This window comes from Actinacidiphila oryziradicis (genome assembly GCF_005047355.1).
GTDB classification, from domain to species: Bacteria; Actinomycetota; Actinomycetes; order Streptomycetales; family Streptomycetaceae; genus Actinacidiphila; species Actinacidiphila oryziradicis.
On sequence record NZ_SUMC01000346.1, the window covers coordinates 1 to 1,200 of the forward strand.

The following is a 1,200-nucleotide window of genomic DNA, read 5'->3' on the forward strand; positions in this document are numbered from 1 at the left end:
GGAGCCCTGTTTGGTGATCGGCCCGCGGTGGACCTTGGTGTCCGAGGCCCGGTGCCGCGGGGTCAGGCCGGCCCAGGAGCACAGCTGGCGGGCGCCGGCGAAGCGGGTCACGTCGCCGATCTCGGCGGCCATCACGGCGGCCAGGTACGGGGCCGATCACGATGACCCGGCGCCGCGGCCGAGGCACGTGTACCGCGAGTTGGTCGGTGTGCCGCTGGACGGGCTCTTGCTGGACATCACCGGTTGGACGGTGATGGAGCGTGCTGTGGGCGCGTCATTGCGCACCGAGATCGGCCGCTACGGCCGGGGCGGCCGTGCCCTGTACGGCCCGCGATCCGGCGACGCACGCTTGTGGGACTGGCAAGGCGACACCCCCTGACCGCCCGGCCGGGGGCGCTGAGGGACCGCGTCACCCGGCCGGGGCAGGACGCCCGTCACGTGTGGCGTCTCGGTGAGGGGGACCCGCTCCCGGCCGCCGGGCAAGGCACCTCGTATGGGCAGGGTGGGCGGTATGTGTGGCCGACGGGCTCTTTCGGAGAAATCGTCAAGACCTAATGGATTCAGAGGTTGAGCGACGTGGGCGGCACAAGGCGACGGGGGGACGTGACCGACTGCGACAGCGGCGAGCGCCAGGCCCTCGCCGCGGTTGCGAGCCGGGCGAAGCGAACCAGTTCGCCGGGCCCCTCGTACGCCGGGGCCGTACGGTGAGCGACGACTATAGGCCGAGGCTCCTTAATGAATCTGGCCCGTCTTGTCGTTGATCTCACTACAGTTGGCCCGTTCGTGCTGGGATACGGGCTGGGAGCGGCGTAGTGGGGCCATACACGATGACGGGACGGCGGGCGTTCGCGCATCGGATCTTCTCGGTCGGACTGGCGATTCTGCTTGTGGCGAGCGCATCAGCGTGCGTTCGGGCGAGCGGAAGGTCGCCGCTCGCCCAATGCCCAGCCGCCCAAGTCAGTCCTAGTCCGGGGTCAGACTCAGGTTCGGCCAGACCCGTGTTTTTCGTCTCTGATCCGGATAACTGCGGTGCCCGGGCGTTCACGTTCACCGGCGAGCGCACAGACCGCCGACTCAGCTTGGCATTTATCCTCGGCGGGCTTGGTGTTCCTTGATCGACTCGGCGCGTTTGACCGTCTTGCCGACGTCGTGGCGCTTGGCCCGGTGCTTGTTCTTCGAGCCGGGAGGCCGTCCCGGGCC

Annotated in this window: 2 protein-coding genes; one reads left to right on the forward strand and one right to left on the reverse strand. The window is 69.2% G+C overall.

The genetic code is table 11. From position 1 onward, the window contains the following. A partial coding sequence (locus tag FCI23_RS64590) for a transposase (protein WP_407646176.1) occupies nucleotides 1-132 on the reverse strand: 132 nt, incomplete at its 3' end. On the opposite strand from FCI23_RS64590, the gene FCI23_RS55800 reads away from it, so the two are divergent. Next, the gene (locus FCI23_RS55800; protein WP_136731776.1) at nucleotides 119-379 is read left to right on the forward strand and encodes a hypothetical protein; all 261 of its coding nucleotides are present in this window, start codon (nucleotides 119-121) and stop codon (nucleotides 377-379) included. The genes FCI23_RS64590 and FCI23_RS55800 overlap by 14 nt on opposite strands. The last annotated feature ends 821 nt before the right edge of the window (nucleotides 380-1,200 follow it).